The organism is Curtobacterium sp. ABR8, assembly GCF_057812125.1.
In genome coordinates, this window is the sequence record NZ_CM173818.1 from 2,302,545 (window position 1) to 2,322,598 (window position 20,054).

19 protein-coding genes are annotated in these 20,054 nt (G+C 70.9%); 2 read left to right on the forward strand and 17 right to left on the reverse strand.

Features of this window, described 5'->3' with window-relative positions; genetic code table 11:
* Positions 1-82: 82 nt before the first annotated feature.
* Genes ACXKZB_RS11015 through ACXKZB_RS11035 form a run of 5 tightly spaced genes read right to left on the reverse strand, consistent with a single transcriptional unit; the run spans position 83 to position 3,345 of the window.
* Positions 83-1,045: a bifunctional riboflavin kinase/FAD synthetase gene (locus ACXKZB_RS11015; protein ID WP_123312426.1), complete on the reverse strand. Its 963-nt coding sequence runs from the start codon at positions 1,043-1,045 to the stop codon at positions 83-85.
* Positions 1,046-1,053: 8 nt separating this feature from the next.
* Positions 1,054-1,500: a hypothetical protein gene (locus ACXKZB_RS11020; protein ID WP_488823156.1), complete on the reverse strand. Its 447-nt coding sequence runs from the start codon at positions 1,498-1,500 to the stop codon at positions 1,054-1,056.
* A 45-nt stretch (positions 1,501-1,545) separates the two neighbouring features.
* Complete coding sequence (locus ACXKZB_RS11025) at positions 1,546-1,911, reverse strand: hypothetical protein (RefSeq protein WP_123312424.1); 366 nt, start codon at positions 1,909-1,911, stop codon at positions 1,546-1,548.
* Positions 1,908-2,876: a tRNA pseudouridine(55) synthase TruB gene (gene truB / locus ACXKZB_RS11030; protein WP_396288588.1), complete on the reverse strand. Its 969-nt coding sequence runs from the start codon at positions 2,874-2,876 to the stop codon at positions 1,908-1,910. Before truB ends, ACXKZB_RS11025 begins: the two co-directional genes overlap by 4 nt.
* Before the next feature lie 22 nt (positions 2,877-2,898).
* Positions 2,899-3,345 carry a hypothetical protein gene (locus ACXKZB_RS11035; protein WP_488823157.1) on the reverse strand — a complete coding sequence of 149 codons (447 nt, stop codon included), beginning with the start codon at positions 3,343-3,345 and terminating at the stop codon, positions 2,899-2,901.
* 52 nt (positions 3,346-3,397) lie between these two features.
* On the opposite strand from ACXKZB_RS11035, the gene ACXKZB_RS11040 reads away from it, so the two are divergent.
* Positions 3,398-4,309 (forward strand): HhH-GPD family protein, encoded by a 912-nt coding sequence (locus ACXKZB_RS11040; RefSeq protein ID WP_488823158.1) that lies wholly within the window; start codon positions 3,398-3,400, stop codon positions 4,307-4,309.
* An 83-nt stretch (positions 4,310-4,392) separates the two neighbouring features.
* On the opposite strand, the gene rbfA is transcribed toward ACXKZB_RS11040, so the two are convergent.
* From rbfA to ACXKZB_RS11100, 12 genes are all read right to left on the reverse strand, one after another.
* Entirely contained in the window at positions 4,393-4,854 is a 462-nt protein-coding gene (rbfA, locus tag ACXKZB_RS11045) for a 30S ribosome-binding factor RbfA (protein ID WP_488823159.1), read from the reverse strand.
* Between the two features lie 150 nt (positions 4,855-5,004).
* Complete coding sequence (gene infB / locus ACXKZB_RS11050) at positions 5,005-7,857, reverse strand: translation initiation factor IF-2 (RefSeq protein ID WP_488823160.1); 2,853 nt, start codon at positions 7,855-7,857, stop codon at positions 5,005-5,007.
* A gap of 73 nt (positions 7,858-7,930) precedes the next feature.
* On the reverse strand, positions 7,931-8,242 hold the full coding sequence (locus tag ACXKZB_RS11055; protein WP_221180542.1) for a YlxR family protein: 312 nt from the start codon (positions 8,240-8,242) through the stop codon (positions 7,931-7,933).
* A gap of 67 nt (positions 8,243-8,309) precedes the next feature.
* Positions 8,310-9,305, reverse strand: a complete 996-nt coding sequence (nusA, locus tag ACXKZB_RS11060) for a transcription termination factor NusA (protein ID WP_111083890.1) — start codon at positions 9,303-9,305, stop codon at positions 8,310-8,312.
* Positions 9,306-9,479: 174 nt separating this feature from the next.
* Positions 9,480-11,231 carry a proline--tRNA ligase gene (locus ACXKZB_RS11065; RefSeq protein ID WP_340197610.1) on the reverse strand — a complete coding sequence of 584 codons (1,752 nt, stop codon included), beginning with the start codon at positions 11,229-11,231 and terminating at the stop codon, positions 9,480-9,482.
* 405 nt (positions 11,232-11,636) lie between these two features.
* Positions 11,637-12,770, reverse strand: coding sequence for a flavodoxin-dependent (E)-4-hydroxy-3-methylbut-2-enyl-diphosphate synthase (gene ispG, locus ACXKZB_RS11070; RefSeq protein ID WP_111083888.1), 1,134 nt, complete (start codon positions 12,768-12,770; stop codon positions 11,637-11,639).
* A 74-nt stretch (positions 12,771-12,844) separates the two neighbouring features.
* Positions 12,845-13,429: a cysteine hydrolase family protein gene (locus tag ACXKZB_RS11075; protein WP_263090594.1), complete on the reverse strand. Its 585-nt coding sequence runs from the start codon at positions 13,427-13,429 to the stop codon at positions 12,845-12,847.
* Entirely contained in the window at positions 13,426-14,898 is a 1,473-nt protein-coding gene (locus ACXKZB_RS11080; RefSeq protein ID WP_488823161.1) for a purine-cytosine permease family protein, read from the reverse strand. Before ACXKZB_RS11080 ends, ACXKZB_RS11075 begins: the two co-directional genes overlap by 4 nt.
* Positions 14,899-14,922: 24 nt before the next feature.
* A complete protein-coding gene (locus tag ACXKZB_RS11085; RefSeq protein WP_488823162.1) occupies positions 14,923-16,257 on the reverse strand; it encodes a M50 family metallopeptidase in 1,335 nt (444 codons plus the stop codon).
* A 174-nt stretch (positions 16,258-16,431) separates the two neighbouring features.
* Complete coding sequence (gene dxr, locus ACXKZB_RS11090; RefSeq protein WP_488823163.1) at positions 16,432-17,514, reverse strand: 1-deoxy-D-xylulose-5-phosphate reductoisomerase; 1,083 nt, start codon at positions 17,512-17,514, stop codon at positions 16,432-16,434.
* Between the two features lie 2 nt (positions 17,515-17,516).
* Positions 17,517-18,488 (reverse strand): FKBP-type peptidyl-prolyl cis-trans isomerase, encoded by a 972-nt coding sequence (locus tag ACXKZB_RS11095; RefSeq protein WP_222657829.1) that lies wholly within the window; start codon positions 18,486-18,488, stop codon positions 17,517-17,519.
* A 6-nt stretch (positions 18,489-18,494) separates the two neighbouring features.
* Positions 18,495-19,004, reverse strand: coding sequence for an OsmC family protein (locus tag ACXKZB_RS11100; RefSeq protein WP_260233016.1), 510 nt, complete (start codon positions 19,002-19,004; stop codon positions 18,495-18,497).
* Positions 19,005-19,061: 57 nt separating this feature from the next.
* Here ACXKZB_RS11100 and ACXKZB_RS11105 point away from each other — a divergent pair, with 57 nt between their 5' ends.
* Positions 19,062-20,054, forward strand: a complete 993-nt coding sequence (locus tag ACXKZB_RS11105) for an asparaginase (protein WP_222657830.1) — start codon at positions 19,062-19,064, stop codon at positions 20,052-20,054.

Genomic DNA, 20,054 nt, shown 5'->3' on the forward strand with positions numbered 1-20,054 from the left:
GACGCCCCCGTGACCGATCGGTCACGGGGGCGTCGTCGCGTGGCGGCGCGAGGTGTGGAGTCGCGGCGCGTGGCGTCGCAGGTCAGACCGGCGTGGGCAGGCCCAGCAGCAACCGGATGTCGAGGTCGTCCTGGCGCATCTGCGTGGCGAGCTCGTCCATCGAGTCGAACTTCACCATGCCGCGCACGTAGGACACGAACAGCACGGAGATGCGGTCCCCGTACAGGTCGAGGTCGACGTCGAGCAGGTGCGCCTCGATCTGCTTGGCCGGCACGCCCTCGAACGTCGGGTTGTTGCCGACCGAGACGGCCGCCGGGTACACCGTGCCGTCGTGCAGCACCCGGGCGGCGTAGACGCCGTCGGCCGGCGCGAAGCCCTCGAAGGCCGGGTCGAGGTTCGCCGTCGGGTACCCCATCGCCCGCCCCCGCTGGTTGCCGTGCACCACGGTGCTGCGGACCGCGTGCTCACGACCGAGCAGCCGAGCGGCCTCGGCCACCCGCCCGTCGCCGAGGAGCTCGCGGATCCACGTCGACGAGACGCGTCGCTCGCCGTCGGGTCGGACGTCGTCCACCAGGTCGACGTCGTCGATGAGCTCGACCGTGAAGCCGTGCTGCTCCCCCAGGGCGCGCAACAGGGTGACGTCGCCGGCGCCCTTGGCCCCGAAGCGGAAGTCGCTGCCGACGAAGACGAGCCGGGCGTGCAGGGTGTCGACGAGGATCTCGGACACGAACGCCTCGGGCGACTTCGACTGCAGTTGCTCGTCGAAGCGGAGCAGCAGGGTGGCGTCGACACCGGCGTCGTCGAGGAGCTCGCGCCGCTGCGCCGTGCTCGTGAGCGCCGGCGGGACGTGCTGCGGGTCGATGACGTTGAGCGGGTGCCGGTCGAACGTCACCACGGTGGCGACCAGGCCCTGCTCGTGGGCGGCGCGCTCGAGGTGCGCGATCACCGCGCGGTGCCCGACGTGCACACCGTCGAACTTGCCGATCGTGACGGCGCTCGGGCCGAAGCCCTCTGCCACGTCGGCGATGTCGTCGTAGAACTGCACGGCTGCTCCTACTCGCCCACGGGGGCGGTGGTCGATGCGCCCACCGGCTCGGCCGACGCGGTGCGGTGGTGCTTGCGGAGCCACCAGAGACCGGCGATCGGCAGTACCAGCGGCGCGAAGGCGTAGCCCATGCCGTAGTACGACCAGATCGTGTCGTCGGGGAAGAGCTGCCGGTCGAACAGCGAGAGCGTGCCGATGACGAGCACACCGGTCATCTCGAACACGATCGTGACGCACGCGACGCGGTACCAGAAGCGTCCGGGCACGATCAGGGCGATCATCGCCACGATGTACACGACGGCGGCGATGGCGCTCACCGTGTACGCGAACGGTGCGAACGAGAACTTCTCGATGATCTGGACGACGCTCCGGCCCGTCGCCGCCAGGGCGAGGATGCCGTACACGGCGATGAGGACGCGGCCGATGCCGGTCGCGAGTGAGGATCTGGTCGCCATTGCACCGATTCTACCGACGTGCGGGGACCACCATGACGCTCGGGGTCAGTTCAGGGCGAACCAGATCTGGTACATCCGGTAGACCATGACCGCGACGGTGAACGCACCGGCGCCGAGGACGACGGTGCTCCACTTCGTGCGGTCCACGAGCGCCCAGACGATGGCAGCCGGCGGCACCAGGAGCACCGACACCGCGTACACCCCGAACTCGAGGGCGTTGCCGTCCGGCGGGCTGCCCGTCGCGGGGAGCACGATCGAGATGACCCCCTGCGCCAGGAGCAGGACCTCGATGAGCGCGAGGGACCCGACGGTGTAGTCATTGGGCTTCCAGCCGATGAACCCGACCACGACGGCGAACAGCCCGGCCAGGACGGCGACGACGAGCTGGACCCACATGAACCACTCGATCACGCGTGCGCCCCGTTCTGCGGTGCCGGCGCGGGAGCGGCAGCCGGCGCCGGGAAGTTCGTGATGACCCGGAGCAGTCCGCGCCGGACCGAGACCAGTCCGACGAGGCGGTCGTCGGCGGCGGCCACCGCGGCCACCGGATCGTCCGAGTCCGGGTGGTCGGCCGCGACGCGCTTGCCGTCGGTCAGGTCCTTCGCCGCGGCCGCGTCGAGCGACACCGAGGAGAACAGGCGACGCGCCACGTCGGCCGGACGCGCGAGCGCAGCGCGGACGTCGACCGCGTCGTCCTCGAGGTCGATCGCGTCGGCCACGTCGAACGGACCGACCTGGGTGCGGCGGAGCGCCGTGAGGTGGGCACCGGTGCCGAGGGTCGCGCCGACGTCGCGCGCGAGGGCCCGGACGTACGTGCCGGACGAGCAGGTCACGACGACGTCGAGGTCGACGACCGGCACCTCGGCGCCGTCGACCGTGACGGTGCGGTCGTTCCGGCCGGTGACGTCGAACCGCGAGACGGTCACCGTGCGGGACTGCAGCTCGACGGTCTCCCCCTTCCGCGCGAGGTCGTACGCACGGCGCCCGTCGACCTTGATCGCGCTGACGGTGGAGGGGACCTGGTCGATCTGGCCGCGCTGCTGGGCGACGGCACGTTCGACGGCTTCGTCCGTGACGTCCGCGGTCGCGACGCCGGTCGCGGCGGTCGGGGTGCCGTCGGCATCGTCGGAGTCCGTGGACACGCCGAGCCGGATGGTGGCGGTGTAGGTCTTGCCGAGGCCGACCAGGTGCGTGAGCAGCCGCGTGGAGTGCCCGATGCCCAGGAGCAGCAGCCCGGTCGCCATCGGGTCGAGGGTCCCCGCGTGCCCGACCTTCTTCAGACCGAGGCGGCGACGGGCGATCGACACGACGCGGTGGCTGGAGATCCCCTGCGGTTTGTCGACGAGGAGGATGCCGTCCGGCACGGTTTCGAGCACCAGAGGAGATTACCAGCGCCGGTCAGCAGGCGTCGTTCCACTCGCGACGGGGGTGCTCGGGATCGGTGATGTCGAGGACGGCGGAGGCGGCGATCTTGACGTCCGCCCGGCGTTCCAGCCGACCCGCTTCCTGCTCGACCCACAGCGACCAGCGCCAGAGCCCGCGGACACCGGGAGCCAACAGGCCGTGCCCGTGCACGACCAGCACGCCGTCCCCGGCACCGGTGGTGCGGAACGGGGTGACCACTTCGGCGCGCAGCGTGTCGGGGTCGGTGGACGGCGCGGCGGCGGCCATCGCGGACACCCCGTGCTGCTGGAAACCGGCCACCAGCGCGGCGGCGACGTGTTCGAGATCGGTGCCGTCCTGACCGTCGACGCCGATCACGGTTCGGTTCGTGCCGACCTGCCCGATCGCCTCAGCAGCGATCGCGGCCATCGTGTCGGTCTCTTCGGGTGCCCAGCGTGCCATGCGTCCACCGTAGGCTGTCGTGGTGAACGCGAGTCGGGCTTCCAGACAGAATGTGGACAACCCGGCGACGCGAGACGGCCTGCGGGACCGACCCGACATCGCGACCCCGTTGATCAGCTGGTTCCGACAGGAGGCCCGCGACCTGCCGTGGCGTCGCCCTGGCTTCCCCGCCTGGGGCACCCTGGTCAGCGAGATCATGCTGCAGCAGACGCAGGTGGCGCGCGTCGTCCCCCGACTGGAGGCGTGGCTCACCCGGTGGCCGACGCCTGCGGACCTCGCGGCGTCACCCCCGGCGGATGCGGTGCGCGCCTGGGACCGGCTCGGCTACCCGAGACGCGCGCTCGCGCTGCACGCCGCCGCGACCGTGATCGCGAACGAGCACGACAACGTCGTGCCGCGGGACGTCGATGCGCTGCTCGCACTCCCCGGCATCGGCGACTACACGGCACGGGCCGTGGCGGTGTTCGCGTACGGCGACCGGCACCCGGTCGTGGACGTCAACGTGCGGCGGGTGCTCAAGCGCGCGCTCCTCGGCCAGGGCGAACCCGGGCCGGCGAAGGCGAAGGACGACCTGCCGCTGATGGAGTCCGTGCTGCCCGCCGACCGCGACGACGCCGCTGCGACGAACGCTGCGGTGATGGAACTCGGTGCGCTCGTGTGCGTCTCCCGCTCCCCCGCGTGTGACTCCTGCCCGATCGCCGACCGCTGCGCCTGGCGAGCCGCCGGCTACCCCGACCACGACGGGCCGCGTGCGCCGAAGCAGGCGAAGTTCGCCGGCAGCGACCGGCAGGTGCGCGGCCTCGTCATGGCCGAGCTGCGGGCGAGCGACGTGCCGGTCGCCCGGTCCGAGATCGAACTGGTCTGGCCGGACGCCGAGCAGCGGGACCGGGCGCTCGCGTCGCTGCTGCGCGACGGGCTGGCGGTCGGCGACGACACGACCGGGTACCGGCTGCCGGACGCCTGACGCACGACCGCCCGGGGCGCGACCGCCGGACGCACGAACGCCCCGCTGCACACGCTGCAGCGGGGCGTTCGGACACACACCGACTAGGCCCGCTCGGCGTCCTGCTCGTCGCCGGACTCGTCGTCGTCCTCGTCGCGCTTGTACGGGTCGGCGTCGCCGGCGTACGTCGCGCCGACCGAGGCGGCACGCACCTGCTCGTCACGCACCTGGGCCTGCACGAGCAGGTCCTCCATGTGCGCGGAGGTCTCCGGCAGCGCATCGGCGATGAACTCGAGCGACGGGGTGAGCCGCGCCGTGATGTTCTTGCCGACCTCGGAGCGGAGCATGCCGGTCGCCGCCTTGAGCGCGGCAGCGGAGTCGGCGCGTTCCTCGTCGGTGCCGTACACGGTGTAGAAGACCGATGCGTGCTGCAGGTCTCCGGTCACGCGGACGTCGGTGATCGTCACGAACCCGAGACGCGGGTCGCGCAGACCCTTGTCGAGACGGCGTGCGACGACTTCCTTGATGCGGTCCGCCATCTTGCGTGCGCGCTGCGGATCGGCCATGGGTGCCTCCTGAGGCAGTGGCGGGACGGTTCCCGCCGGTGGTTCTGCGTGGAAAGGGGTCGGGCCCCGACCTCCCGGAACGGGAGGCCGGGGCCCATCTGGACCCGCACCTCCCGCACGGGGAGGCCGGGGCCCAGGGTGGTCACACGATCAGTCGCGCGGCTTCTCGACGAGCTCGGTGGTCTCGATCTCGTCACCGATCTGGATGTCGTTGAACTTGCCCAGACCGATACCGGCCTCGAAGTCCGTGCGGACCTCGGTGACGTCGTCCTTGAAGCGACGGAGCGACTCGATCGCCAGTCCGTCGGCCAGGACCACACCGTCACGGATGACGCGCGCCTTGGCGTTGCGCGTGATCGTGCCGGAGCGGACGATGACACCCGCGATGTTGCCGAACTTCGAGGAGCGGAAGACCTCTCGGATCTCGGCGACACCGGACTGGACCTCTTCGTACTCGGGCTTGAGCATGCCCTTGAGGGACTGCTCGATGTCGTCGAGTGCGTTGTAGATGACCGAGTAGAAGCGCACGTCGATGCCTTCGCGCGCCGCACGCTCACGGGCCTTGACGTCCGGACGGACGTTGAAGCCGACCACGATGGCGTTGTCGATCGTGGCGAGGTCGATGTCCGACTCCGTGATCGCACCGACACCGCGGTGGAGGATGCGGAGCTGGACGCTGTCGTCGACCTCGATGTCCAGGAGCGACTGCTCGAGTGCCTCGACGGCACCGGAGACGTCACCCTTGATGATGAGGTTGAGCGAGTCGACCTTGCCCTCTTCGAGTGCACGGGTGAAGTCCTCGAGCGAGATGCGCTTGCGGGCCTTGGCCAGCTGGGCGTTGCGCTCGGCGGCCTCACGCTTCTCGGCGATCTGACGTGCCGTGCGGTCCTCTTCGGTGACCAGGAACGTGTCACCGGCGCGGGGCACCGAGGACAGACCCTGCACCTGGACCGGGCGGCTCGGCGTGGCGGCCTTGACCGCGACACCGTTCTCGTCGGTCATCGCACGGACGCGGCCGTACGCCGTGCCCGCCACGATGGCGTCGCCGACGTGCAGCGTTCCGGACTGGATGAGGACGGTCGCCACCGCACCGCGGCCCTTGTCGAGCCGTGCTTCGATCGCGACGCCGCGGGCGTCCTTGTCGGGGTTCGCACGCAGGTCGAGCCCGGCGTCAGCGGTGAGCAGCACGGCGTCCAGGAGCTCCTGGATGCCGATGTTCTGCCGAGCCGAGACGTCGACGAACATGACGTCTCCGCCGTACTCCTCGGCCACCAGGTTGTACTCGGTGAGCTGCTGGCGGACCTTGGCCGGGTTCGCGCCTTCCTTGTCGATCTTGTTCACCGCGACCACGATCGGCACGTTGGCCGACTGCGCGTGGTTCAGCGCCTCGATCGTCTGGGGCATGATGCCGTCGTCCGCCGCGACCACGAGGATCGCGATGTCGGTGACCTGCGCACCACGAGCACGCATGGCCGTGAAGGCCTCGTGACCCGGGGTGTCGATGAACGTGATCGGACGCTCGATGCCCTCGTGCTCGGTGACGATCTGGTACGCACCGATGTGCTGGGTGATGCCACCGGCTTCACCCTCGACGACCTTCGAGTTCCGGATCGCGTCGAGCAGTCGCGTCTTACCGTGGTCGACGTGACCCATGACGGTCACGACGGGGGGACGGACCTGCAGGACGGAGTCGTCCTCGTCGGCGTACTCGGCATCGATGTCGATGTCGAAGCCCTCGAGGAGCTCCTTGTCCTCGTCCTCGGGCGAGACGATCTGGATCTTGTAGCCCAGCTCGTCACCGAGGACCTCGAACGTGGCCTCGTCGAGCGACTCGGTCGCGGTCGCCATCTCACCGAGGTGGAACAGCACCGTGACCAGGTTGCCGGGCATGGCGTCGATCTTGTCCGCGAAGTCCGAGATGCTCGCACCGCGACGGAGTCGGACGACCGTGTTGCCGTCACCACGAGGGACCTGCACACCGCCGAGCGACGGGGCCTGACGCATCTCGTACTCGGCGCGCTTCGTCCGCTTCGACTTGCGGGCACGGCTCTTGCCGCCTCCGCGACCGAACGCACCAGCGGTACCGCCACCGGGGCCACGACCACGGCCACCGCCACCGGTGGGACGCGGGCCGCTGAAGGCCGGACGCGGGAAGCCGCCACCGGCACCGCCGCCGGCACCCGGACGGGCGCCACCGGGGCCGCCGCGACCGCCACCCTGGCCCGGGCGCTGCCCGAAGCCGTTGGGACGGTTCGCCTGACCGGGTCCACCCGGACGCGGTGCACCCGGACGCGGGACGCCGGGACGCGGGGGCTGCGGACGCGGGATGCCCGCTCCGCCGGCACCAGCGGCGGGGCGCTGGCCCATGCCCTGGTTCGAGGCGAACGGGTTGTTGCCGGGGCGCGGCGGGCGCGAGCCCATGCCCTGGTTCGACGCGTAGGGGTTGTTGCCCGGACGTGCTCCGGGCTTGGGGCCACCGGGCTTCGGACCGGCAGCGGCGGGCTTGGCACTCGAGCCGGGCTTCACCGCGTCGGTCTTCGGCTCGTCACCGGCGGACTCGGCCGGCTGCGTGGCGGCCTGCTGCTCGGCGGCGGCCTTCTCGGCACGGGCCTTCTGTGCGGCCTCGGCCTCTGCCTGTCGCTGGGCGACGGACTTCGGTGCTGCCGGGGTCGGGACGTCCTCGGCAGCAGGTGCTGCCTGGACCTCGGGCTCGGGAGCAGGTGCCGGACGGACCGGGCCGGGGCGCGGGCCACCGGGCTTCGGCGCGCCGGACTTGGGCGTGCTGCTCTTCGCCGGCGTGCTCGGCGCGGGGGCCGAGGCTGCGGGCTTGGACGCCGGGACGCCGTCCGCCTGCAGGGCGGCACGGAGCTTCCGGGCGACGGGGGGCTCGATGCTCGAGCTGGCACCCCTGACGAACTCTCCGAGCTCCTTGAGCTTCTCGAGTGCGGTCTTGCTGTCGACGCCGAGTTCGCTTGCGATCTCGTGTACGCGTGGTTTAGCCACTGTTCTCCTTCACGGGTCCCACCCCGTAAAGGGCAGGACTCAATGGATGACGGGTCTCATTTCGAGCCGCTCATCAGTTGTCCATAAGCCGTTCAGCCTGTTCTGTCATGTCCGGGCGCTCGGTCGACTCCTGTGGGAGACCGACGATGTGGTCGAGCACCGCGGACGTGTCGGGATCGCGATCCAACCGGAGCGCACGGCGGAAAGCCCTGCGCTTGACGGCCAGATCGTAGGCATCGACGGTCGGTGTGAGCCATGCTCCCCGGCCCGGCATGACTGCCTTCGGATCCGCCACGACGCGGCCATCGCTCAGGGCGACGACTCGGAGGAGTGAGGATCGGGAAGCGCGACGACGACTGCCGATGCACGTTCTGACGGGAACCACTCTACTCCTTGCCTCGGACGTGCGCGATCCGGCGCGCCCTTCTGGACACGCCGGCGGCGAAATCGCCCTAGTCGTCGCCGTCCAGGATGGAGTCCGGCTGGATGTCGATCCGGGCCCCGGTGAGCTTGGCGGCGAGGCGGGCGTTCTGCCCTTCCTTGCCGATCGCGAGCGACAGCTGGTAGTCGGGCACGAGCGCGCGGACGGCCTTGGTCGATGCATCGAGCACGAAGGCGCTCGTCACCTTGGCCGGCGACAGGGCACTCGCGACGAACGCCGACAGGTCCGGGGACCAGTCCACGATGTCGACCTTCTCGGCGCCGAGCTCGTTCGTGACGGCGCGGACGCGCGCGCCGAGCTCGCCGATGCAGGCGCCCTTCGCGTTCACGCCGGGTTCGTTCGCCTTGACCGCGATCTTCGTGCGGTGACCGGCTTCACGCGCGAGCGACGTGATCTCCACGACGCCCGAGGCGATCTCCGGGACCTCGAGGGCGAAGAGCTTCCGGACCAGGCCCGGGTGCGTGCGCGACACCGTGATCTGCGGACCCTTGTTGCCACGGGCGACGCTCGTCACGTACACGCGGATGCGGGAACCGTGTGCGTAGGACTCCCCGGGGACCTGTTCCTCCGGCGGCAGGATCGCCTCAACCGTGCCGAGGTCGACCATCACCATGCGCGGGTTCGGTCCCTGCTGGACCACACCGGCGACGATGTCGCCTTCCTTGCCGCGGAACTCGCCGAGGATCTTGTCGTCGCCGATGTCGCGCAGGCGCTGGTTGATGACCTGCTTCGCCGCGAACGCCGCGATGCGGCCGAAGTCGCTGGGCTGGTCGACGGCTTCACCGATGACGGTGCCCTCGTCGTCGAGCTCGGGGACGTAGACGCTGACCTCGCCGGACTTGCGGTCGAGCTCGACACGCGACTGCGCGTGGGCCGGCTCGCCGTTCTCCTCGGCGTGCTTCTGGTAGGCGGTCAGGATGGCAGATTCGATGATCTGGACCAGTTCGTCGAACGGGATCTCCCGCTCGCGCTCCATGAGTCGCAGGACTGCGAGATCGATCTTCACCGAGGTGCCTCCGTATTCAGATGAGTCGCTCCTGCGGATGGAACCGTCGCAGAAGTCGGCCACAAGCGTACCGCACTGCGGCTCGCGGACCCGAGCACGGATGCACGGGAGGCCCGTGGCGGCGTCGCCACGGGCCTCCCGTCCGTCAGGTGCGCACGTCCAGGACGCGACCCGCTAGATCGCGCGGACCGCGTCGAGCAGCTCGGCGACCGGCACGTCGCGGCGTTCGCCGCTGGCCCGGTTCCACAGCTCGACGACGCCGTCGGCGGCGCCGCGGCCGGCGACGACCACGATCGGCATGCCGAGCAGCTCCGCGTCGCGCAGCTTCACGCCCGGCGACACCTTCGGACGGTCGTCGTAGAGCACGTCGAACCGCTCGCCCTCGAGCTCGGCGACGATCGACGTCGCCAGGTCGTAGGCGACCTGGTCACGGCCGGTCGCGACGATGTGCACGTCGAACGGCGCGACGTTCTTCGGCCAGGCCAGGCCCTTCTCGTCGTTGTGGGCCTCGGCCAGGATCGCCAGGATGCGCGTCACGCCGATGCCGTACGAGCCCATCGTGACCGTCGCGAGCTTGCCGTTCTCGTCCTGCACCTTGAGCCCGAGGGCCTCGGCGTACTTGCGGCCGAGCTGGAAGACGTGCCCGATCTCCATGCCGCGGGCGGTCTCGAGCGGACCGGAGCCGTCGGGCGACGGGTCCCCTGCACGGACGTCGGAGACCTCGGCGACACCGTCGGCCACGAAGTCACGGCCGGCGACGAGGCCGGAGACGTGCACGCCGCGCTCGTTGGCGCCGGTGACCCAGGCGGTGCCGTCGACCACGCGCGGGTCGACGAAGTACCGGATGCCCGTGGCGCTGTCGGCACCGAGGACCTGCGGACCGATGTACCCCTTGACCAGGCCCTTGTGCTTCTTGAAGTCGTCGTCGCCTGCGGCCTCGACCTCGGCCGGGGCGAACGCGACCTCGGCACGCTTCAGGTCGACGTCGCGGTCACCGGGCAGCCCGACGACCACGACCTCGCGCGTGCCGTCCAGGTGGGTGAGCGCGAGGACGACGTTCTTGAGCGTGTCCGCCGCGGTCCACGGCGCGCCGTCACGCGGCGCGACCTCGTTCGCGTGGGCGACGAGCGTGTCGATCGTCGGGGTGTCGGACGCGGGCAGGAGCACCGCCTCGGGCTGGCCCTCGATCGGCAGCGACGCGGGCACGGGCGTGACGTAGGCCTCGACGTTCGCCGCGTAGCCGTTCGCGCTGCGGACGAAGGTGTCCTCGCCGACGGCGATCGGGTGCAGGAACTCCTCCGACTTGGAGCCGCCCATCGCGCCGGCGTCCGCCTTGACGATGACGTACTCGAGGCCGAGGCGCGCGAAGATCTTCTCGTACGCGTCGCGCATCACCTGGTAGCTGCGCTCGAGGCCCTCGTCGGTGAGGTCGAACGAGTACGCGTCCTTCATGGTGAACTCGCGACCGCGCAGCAGGCCGGCGCGGGGCCGGGCCTCGTCGCGGTACTTGTCCTGGATCTGGAACAGCGTGACGGGCAGGTCCTTGTACGACGAGTACAGGTCCTTCACCAGCAGCGCGAACATCTCTTCGTGCGTCGGGGCGAGCAGGTAGTCGGAACCCTTGCGGTCCTGCAGGCGGAACATGCCGTCGCCGTACTCGGTCCAGCGGTTCGTCGCCTCGTACGGCTCGCGCGGCAGCAGCGCCGGCAGCAGGACCTCCTGCGCACCGGCGGCGACCATCTCGTCGCGGATGATCCCCTCGATCTTGGCGCGCACCCGGAGACCGAGCGGCAGCCAGGCGAAGATCCCCGGGGACTGGCGACGGACGTACCCGGCGCGGACGAGCAGCTTGTGGCTCGTCACCTCGGCGTCGGAGGGGTCGTCGCGGAGCGTACGGAGGAACAGATGCGAAAGCCGTGTGACCACGGGGCCAGCCTAGCGGCGTGCGCGCGCCGTGCGGGGCGGGCGGACGCGCACCGTGCGAGGTTCGCCGCACGGCGCGAGGCACGGGCGGGCACGCACCGTGCGAGGTTCGCCGCACGGTGCGGCGCCTGCCGCATCGTGCGGGGTCACAAGCGCGCACCGGACTGCTGACCCGTCACGGGTTCGCGAAGTCCGCACGGTGCGGACGGGGCGCCCGGTGCCACGCCGCCACGGGCCTCCCGTCCGGGACGCCCGTCCGGGACGCCCGCAACGCTCGTCGCGGCCGGACGCGCACCGTGCGAGGTTCACCGACCAGTGCGGCCTCAGCCGCACCGTGCCGCCCTCTGACGCCGCACCGAGCCGTCAACCCGGCACACGGTGGCGGAATCCGCACCGTGCCGGAGCGCGCTACGGGGTGGTGATGACCTCAGGGCTGCCGAGCGCGGCCTCGGGGCCCATCTCGTCGGCGATGCGGTTCGCCTCGGCGATGAGCGTCTGCACGATCTCGTGCTCCGGCACCGTCTTGACGACCTTGCCCTTGACGAAGATCTGGCCCTTGCCGTTGCCCGACGCCACGCCGAGGTCGGCCTCGCGGGCTTCGCCCGGGCCGTTCACGACGCAGCCCATGACGGCGACGCGCAGGGGGACGGACATGCCCTCGAGCCCCTTGGTGACGTCGTTCGCCAGCTGGTAGACGTCGACCTGGGCCCGGCCGCAGCTCGGGCAGGAGACGATCTCGAGCTTGCGCTCGCGCAGGTTGAGGGACTGCAGGATCTGCAGCCCGACCTTGACCTCTTGCGCGGGCGGCGCGGACAGGGACACGCGGATGGTGTCGCCGATGCCCTCGGCCAGCAGGATGCCGAACGCGGTGGCGCTCTTGATGGTGCCCTGGAACTCCGGGCCGGCCTCGGTCACGCCGAGGTGCAGCGGCCAGTCACCGGCGGCGGCGAGCTGTCGGTAGGCCTTGACCATGACGATCGGGTCGTTGTGCTTGACCGAGATCTTGAAGTCGTGGAAGTCGTGCTCCTCGAACAGGCTGGCTTCCCACACGGCGGACTCGACGAGTGCCTCGGGCGTGGCCTTGCCGTACTTCTGCAGCAGGCTCGGCTCGAGCGACCCGGCGTTGACGCCGATGCGCAGGCTCACCCCGGCGGCCTTCGCTGCGGCGGCGATCGCGCCGACCTGGTCGTCGAACTTGCGGATGTTGCCCGGGTTCACGCGGACCGCGGCGCAGCCGGCGTCGATCGCCTGGAACACGTACTTCGGCTGGAAGTGGATGTCTGCGATGACGGGGATCTGCGACTTCTTCGCGATGATCGGCAGCGCGTCGGCGTCTTCCTGCGTCGGCACGGCGACCCGGACGATGTCGCAGCCGGAGGCCGTGAGCTCGGCGATCTGCTGCAGCGTCGCGTTGATGTTCGTCGTCGGGGTCGTGGTCATCGACTGGACGGACACCGGAGCGTCGCCGCCCACGAGCACCTTGCCGACCCGGATCTGGCGCGACTTGCGTCGGGGGGCGAGGGTTTCGGGCGACTTGGGCATACCGAGGTTCACAGCGGGCACGTGAGCACTCTACGCGCTCGCTCTGATCGACCCGGCCCGGTCACACCGGACGTTCAGAGCCGCGCGGCGCTGTCCACCACGGTGATGAGCGGCGCGTACAGCCGCATTGCGTCGAGGGCGCGCTCGTGGTCCGCGTCGCTCGCCCCGGCGCAGGCGTCCGCCACGACCGTCACGGTCGCTCCGGCGTCCGCCGCCGCCAGGGCTGTGGACAGGACGCAGCAGTCGGTCGACACGCCCGTGAGCACCAGGTGCGGGTGGTCGCCGACGACGGCCTGGAGGCCCGTCCCCCACTTGCCGAACGTCGGCTCGGTCACGACGGGGTCGTTCCGGTCCCCTGCCGCACTCGCGAAGGGCTCGGTCAGCGCGTACAGCGGATCGGCGTCCGGCACGAGGGCGAAGGGCCACTCGCGGTAGTACGGCACCCAGGCGCCCTGCGGGCGCTGGGGCGCGACGAACCGGGTGAACACCGTACGTCCGGTGAACCGGGGCAGCAGGCGTTCGATGCCTACCCCGGCGTGGTCGTACCGCGGCGCCGCCCACGGGGACTCCCCCGTGAAGACCTGCTGCATGTCGATGACGACGAGCCAGGCGTCGTCGGGGACGCTCGTGCTCCCCGACGTGCTCACCGCTCCGCTCACCGCTGTGCTTCCTGGCGCCGGACGGAGCCCCGGGCGAACAGCAGGGTGCCGAGGAACCCGACGACCAGGGCGACCAGCACACCGAGGTTCGCGTAGGCCCAGGCGCCCTTCCGTCCGCCGAGGCCGAGCGGCTCGAGCAGGTACCCCTGCCACGACAACCAGGCCGGCGACGCCAGCGTGACGAGGCCCCACCCGAGCGCCGTGCCGACCGCGACCAGGGCGATCGCACCCCACCGGACGTCGCCGTACCGGCCGCGTCGGTCGTCGAGCTCGCCCTCTGCGTACGCCGCGCGACGCAGCAGGACGTCGGCGACGAAGATGCCGGCCCACACTGCGATCGGCACGCCGAGGGTGATGAGGAACGCCTGGAACGGACCGACGAAGTCCTTCGCGAAGAACGCGATGTAGATCGCACCCGCCACCATGAACACACCGTCGACCCCGGCGGCCACCGGCCGCGGGATCTTCACGCCGACGCTCAGCAGCGCGAGGCCCGACGAGTAGATGTCGAGCACCGCGCCGCCGACGAGCCCGAGGATCGCGACGAGGGCGAAGGGGATCAGGAACCACACCGGCAGGATCGTGGTGAGCGCGCCGATCGGGTCGGCACCGATCGCCACGTTCAGGTCCGGCGAGGACCCGGCGAGCAGGACACCGAAGACCACGAGGATCGCCGGTGCGAGGGCACCGCCGAAGGTCGTCCACCCGACGACTCCCCCGGTGGACGACGACCGAGGCAGGTACCGCGAGTAGTCGGCCGCGGCGTTCACCCAGCCCAGCCCGAAGCCGGTCATCACGAGCACGAGCGCACCGATGAACTGCTGGCTGCTGCCCGTCGGCATCGCGGCGACCGCGGCGAAGTCGATGGACGGCACGGCGAGCACGACGTAGACGACGGTGAGCACCCCCGTGATGACCGTGATCCAGGTCTGCAGGCGCATGATCACGTCGAAGCCCGCGACGCCGGCCCCGACCACGAGCGCGGCGACCACGACGAGGGCGACGACCTTCGTCAGCACCCCGCCGTCCCAGCCGAGCTCGGTGAAGACCGTCGAGGTCGCGAGGACCGCCAGTGCGGCCAGCGAAGTCTCCCACCCGACGGTGAGGATCCAGCTGAGGAACGAGGGCACCCGGTTGCCGCGGACCCCGAAGGCCGCGCGGCTCAGCACCATCGTCGGCGCCGACCCCCGCTTGCCGGCGATCGCGACGATGCCGCACAGCAGGAACGAGAACACCACCCCGATGACCGAGACGACGGTGGCCTGCCAGAACGAGATGCCGAAGCTGACGACGAAGGACCCGTAGGCGATGCCGAGGACGGAGATGTTCGCCGCGAACCACGGCCAGAACAGTCCCCGCGGGGTGCCCTTGCGGTCGGACTCGGCGATGACGTCGAGACCCTGCCGTTCGACGGTGCGGACCTCGGGCGCGGCGGTGGTGGGCCCGGAGTTCGTGGGCGCTGTGCTCATCCGCTGAGCGTAGCGCCGCAGCGACTACCCGAACAGGTTCACGGGCCGCACGATGTCGGCGTAGATCAGCAGCGCGCTCATCCCCGCCAGCAGCACCACGACGACCATCGTGAGCGGCATCGTCTTCGCCAGGTCGATGGGGCCCGGGTCCGACTTGCCGACGAGCGCGAAGGACCGTCGCTTGATCGCCTCCCACAGGGCGCCGGCGATGTGCCCGCCGTCGAGCGGCAGCAGCGGCACCATGTTCAGCACGAACAGGCCGATGTTCAACGAGGCCAGCAGCCCGAGGATCGTGTACGCCTTGTCGACCACCGGCACGCCGCTCATCGATGAGACCTCGCCGATCGCGCGGCCGACACCGACGACCGACACGGGGCTGTCCTGCGACCGCTCCTGTGCGCCGAACGCCGCGTTCCAGACGGCCACCAGACGCTGTGGCAGGTCGATGATGAGGTGCGCCGACGCGGCGATCTGCGCACCCGTCGCGGGCAGGACCTCGGCCGGCGACTGCCGCACGAGCGACTGCCCGATGCTGACGCCGACGACACCGACCTGCTGGGTCTTCGTGGTGCCGTCGTCGTTCGTGACGACCTTGCCCTCGGCGTCGTAGACGTCACGGGTGGCGGTTGTCGGGGTGATCTCGAGCGTCTTTCGAGCACCGTCGCGCTCGACGACGACCGTGACCTGCTCGCCGGCCGACTCCTGGAAGACCTCGGAGACGCGCGCGATGGTCGGGTCCTGCTCACCGTTCACCGAGAGCACGACGTCGCCGGACGCGATGCCGGCCTGTTTCGCGGGCGACTCCGCGTCGCCCGAGGTGCACTCGGTCGCCTGGCTGGTCGGCAGGACGCAGTCGACGCTCGACGTGAAGGTCGTGGTCGGTGATCCGAAGCCGCACAGCAGCACGCCGAACAGCACGATGCCGATCACCAGGTTCATCGCGGGGCCCGCGACCATCACGATGATGCGCTTCCAGGGGGTCAGTCGGTAGAAGGCGCGGGAGTCGTCGCCGCCCGAGTCCGCGATCTGCTCGGCGCTTGCCTGGCGGGCGTCCTGCACGAACGCCCCGTACATGCCGGTGTTCGTGATCGCGCTCGGACGGCCGGAGGCACGCGGCTTGAGCATGCCGACCATCGAGATGTACCCGCCGAGCAGGATCGGGCGGATGCCGTACTCGGTCTCACCCCGCTTGAACGACCACATGGCCTTGCCGAACCCCAGCGAGTACTGCGTCACCTTGACGTTGAACAGCTTCGCGAAGGACAGGTGCCCCAGCTCGTGGAGTCCGATCGAGACCAGCAGGCCGATGATGAAGACGACCACGCCGAGGACGAAGAGCAGGACGGATTCGACGGTCACCGGGAAAGGGTACGGGACGGTTGCCATGACGGAGCCGAGCGCCGTCTGAGAGGTGGGACGGGCCTCTCCCCATCGGCACGGCCGTCCCGCCGCTGGCGCGTCGCGCCGGGACCGGCGGTGTGGGCCCAGTCCGTCACGTGGTGACCAGGCGACCGACGGGAGGCGCGGATCGCGTCAGCGGGTCAGCGCGCGGTCCGCCGCGGCGCGGGCCCAGTGCTCGGCAGCCAGCACGCCGTCGAGTGACGGCTCCCCCACCACGTGCTCGTCGACGACGCGCTCGACGGTGTCGACGATGTCGAGGAACCCGATGGCGCCCGCGTGGAACGCGGCCACTGCCTGCTCGTTCGCCGCGTTGAACACGGCGGGGAAGGTCCCGCCGAGTTCGCCGACGCGCTTCGCGAGGGCGACGGCACCGAACGCGTCGGTGTCGAGCGGCTCGAAGGTCCAGGTGCTCGCCGTGGTCCAGTCGAGCGGCACGCCGACGCCGGGCACCCGGTCCGGCCAGGCGAGACCGAGCGCGATGGGCAGGCGCATGTCCGGCGGCGAGGCCTGGGCGATGGTGGAACCGTCGACGAACTCGACCATCGAGTGCACGATCGACTGCGCGTGCACCGTGACGTCGATGCGGTCGTACGGCACACCGAAGAGCAGGTGCGCCTCGATGACCTCGAGCCCCTTGTTGACGAGCGTGGCGGAGTTCGTCGTGACGACGAGGCCCATGTCCCACGTCGGGTGCGCCAGCGCCTGCGCGGGCGTGACGTCGCGGAGGTCCGCACGCGTGCGACCACGGAACGGTCCGCCGCTCGCGGTCAGGACGAGGCGCTGCACCTCGGTGTCGGCACCGGAGCGGAGCGCTTGCGCGATCGCCGAGTGCTCGCTGTCCACGGGGACGATCTGGCCCGGCGCTGCAGCCTGCTGCACCAGGGAACCGCCCACGATGAGGCTCTCCTTGTTCGCGAGCGCCAGCGTCGCGCCGGTCTCGAGTGCCGCGAGCGTCGGCCCGAGGCCGACCGACCCCGTGATGCCGTTCAGGACGACGTCGGCCGCGACGCTGCGGACGAGCTGCTCGGAGTCGTGCGCCCCGAACGCCGTGTCGCGCACGCCGAACCGTCCGGCCTGCTCGGCGACCAGGTCGCGGTTGCTGCCGGCGGTCAGGCCGACGACCTCGAACCGCTCGGGGTTGCGGGCGACGACGTCGAGCGCCTGCGTGCCGATCGAGCCGGTGCTGCCGAGGACGACGATGCGGCGCCGCGCCACGGTCAGCCCTTCGCGAGGATGTCGACCACGAAGACCAGGGTGGCGTTCTTCGGGATGCCCGAGCCCTCCTGCGGGTTCGCACCGTAGGCGTCCTCCGGCGTGGCGACGATCAGCACCTGGGAACCGACCTTCTGGCCGACGAGCCCGGTGACGAAGCCCTTGATGAGCGCGCTCTCGGAGACCGTGAAGGTCGTCGGGGCACCCTTCGACCACGAGGAGTCGAACTCCTTGCCGGTGCTGTAGACGACGCCCTTGTACTGCACGAGGGCGGTGTCGCCGTCGGCGATGGACGCGCCGTCGCCCTGCTTGAGGACCTCGACGGTCGTCTTGGTCGGGGCCTTCACGCCGTCGGGGATCGTGATCTCCGGCTCGCCGGACGCCTTGTCCTTCACCGTCGGCAGGCCGGGATCCTGGTCCTGCGGGGTGCCGTTCGCCTTGGTGGGGGTCTGTGCGACGACGTCCGCGACCACGACGATCTCGCCGCCGGTGTTGAACCCGAGCGCCGACGACTGGCCGACCGCGGCGACGCGGTCGCCGACCTTCGAGCAGGCGAGCAGGGCTCCGAAGCCCGAGCCGCCGACGGACAGGACCTGCGGGTTGCCCTCGTCGAAGCCGACGGTGCCGAGCTTCTTGGCGTCGGACGCCTCGTAGACCGTGTACGACACCTGGGCGTAGTCGCCCTCGTCGAGCGACGCGCCCTTGCCCGTCACGAGCTTGGTGGCCTGCGGGGTCTTCGCCGACAGGCCGGCCTCGAACTTGACCGTCGGGGCCTTCGCGCCGCCGAACGAGCCGGTCGCACGGATCGCGTCGGACGACTTGCCCGGGTCCGGGCAGGACGTGATCGCCGAGGCGGTGGCACTGGCGGTCGGGGTCGGTGACGCCGTGGACCCGTCCGAACCGGAGCCGGAGCATGCGGCGAGTCCCAGCACGACGGCGGGGACGAGGGCGATCGGGAGCAGGCGCAGACGCTTCACGGGACCCTAGTCTGCCCCACGTGCCGAAGAGTCCCCTGCCAATGTCGCGGCACGGACGACCGTCTCGGCCTCGTGGTGCACCGGGAAGGCGACGGAACGCGCGATGAAGCAGAGCTGGTTGGCGGTGGCGTGCGCGGCTTCGGCATCGGCGACGCGGTCGGCCTCGAGGATCGTCACGACCGGGTGCAGGGTCGCCCCGGTGAGCTCGCCCGAGCCGTCGCGGTTCAGGTTCAGCGACGCCGTGGCCGTGTCACGGTAGTCGACGACGGTGAAGCCCTGGGTGACCGCGACGTGCAGGTAGCTGAGCATGTGGCACTGGGCCAACGCCGCGACGACGAGTTCCTCCGGGTTCCAGCGGTCGCGGTCACCGCGGAACGTGGGGTCGGCGGAGCCGGGCACGTCGGGCTTGCCGACTGCCGACACGACGTGGTCGCGGCCGTAGTCGCGGTAGCCGGAGGTACCGGTGCCCCGGTCCCCCGTCCAGCTGACGGAGACCTCGTAGGTGTGGTCCTGCACGCGGGTGCCCCTTCGTCGGCGTCGCTGGCGGTCGTCCGCCCTGGCTAGCATGGCGGCATGACGGTGAGCCACGAAGTCCGCACTGATCGCCATCCTCTCACCGCCGACGGGTCGGTCGAACTCGCGGTCCTCGACCGGTCCGGGTTCGACGAGAGCCGGCACATCGGCGCCGGGGTCGTGGTCGACTCCGCGGGAGCCGTGGTCGACTCGGTCGGCGACGCCACCGCCAGCATCTACCCGCGCTCGACGATGAAGCCGTTCCAGGCCCTCGCCGTCCGCCGCGCCGGTGCCCTGTTCTCCGACGAGGAACTCGTCCTCACCACCGCGAGCCATGCCGGCACCGCCGCGCACCAAGCCCTCGCCCTGCACATGCTCGAGTCGTTCGACCACGTCGAGGCTGACCTCGGGTGCCCGCCGGACATGCCCTTCGACCGCGCGACCGGCCGGACGATGGACGGTCCCCGACGCCTGGCGATGAACTGCTCGGGCAAGCACGCGGGCATGCTCGCCGCCTGCCGCGTCAACGGCTGGGACGAGGCGACGTACCTGGACATCGAGCACCCCGTGCAGCAGCGTGTCCGCTCGGTGGTCGAGGAGTACACGCACGAGACGGTGGACCTGGTGGGCACCGACGGCTGCGGCGCCCCCGTGTTCCCGCTCACGCTGACCGGACTCGCACGCGGCTTCGCCGGTGTCGTCGCCCGTGCCGACGACGACTCCGCGGCGCTGACCGACGCCGTCCTGGCGCACCCGTGGGCGATCGACGGCGTCGGGCGGGCGAACACCGTCACGATCGAGCGACTGCAGGTCCTGGCGAAGCTCGGTGCCGAGGGCGTCATGGTCATGGGGCTCCCCGGCGGTGCCGCGGTCGCGGTGAAGGTGCTGGACGGATCGCAGCGCGCGGGCACCCTCGCAGCACTGACCCTGCTGCAGCGGAACGGGTTGGTGGGTGCCGACGGCGTGGCCGAGGTGCTCGCGGCGACCGGAGAGCAGGTGCTCGGCGGTGGTGTGCCGGTCGGCGCGGTCCGGGTCGGCTCCGGCCTGCGCTGA